Raw genomic sequence first — 715 nt, forward strand, 5'->3', positions numbered from 1 at the left:
AAAAAAAATATATCTTCAATAAATCAAAAGCCGAAGAAATTTATACCAAGGCAACGGAACTTGTCCCGGTATTTCCTAAAAACGAAATAACCAAACGCATCATTAGACAAGCTATCGCTCAGCTTAACAGCACTTCCGCTACCGTCGAAACAATACGCATTCTCATGAATGAAACCGCCTCAAAACTTCCAGAGTACCCGATTGTTATGCAGTTTAAAGGGATTGGTCCATCTTTTGGTCCACAGCTTATGGCTGAGATCGGTGATATAACCAGATTTACACATAAAGGAGCCCTTACTGCTTTCGCCGGGGTAGATCCTGGCGTAAACGAGTCTGGCTCCTATGCACAAAAAAGTGTTCCAACATCCAAACGTGGGTCTTCAAATTTAAGAAAGACTCTTTTTCAAGTAATGGATGTTCTTATTAAAACAATGCCGCAAGATGATCCTGTATATCAATTCATGGACAGAAAACGTGCCCAGGGTAAACCGTACTATGTTTACATGACTGCAGGCGCTAATAAATTTCTCAGAATTTATTATGGACGAGTGAAGGAATATCTCTGTATTCTTTCTGAGTCAAGCTAATTCAAAACTTTTATTTGCAGACCAGCACTGCTTGTGGTGGTCTTATTTTAGTGCCTAATTTTAACCATGTAAAATTTTATATTTTTTTCCCCATTAAGTCTTGACTTTTTATTTGCAGGCTAAAGTAA

At 38.2% G+C, this 715-nt stretch carries 1 protein-coding gene; it reads left to right on the top strand.

The window, feature by feature from the left end; all coding sequences use genetic code 11:
• Window positions 1-587: transposase (locus DWZ76_RS15360; protein WP_243017880.1), on the top strand; the 587-nt coding region annotated here is incomplete at its 5' end.
• Window positions 588-715: the final 128 nt, after the last annotated feature.

It is taken from the genome of Clostridium sp. AF35-15, assembly GCF_003477745.1.
GTDB classification, from domain to species: Bacteria; Bacillota; Clostridia; order Lachnospirales; family Lachnospiraceae; genus Otoolea; species Otoolea fessa.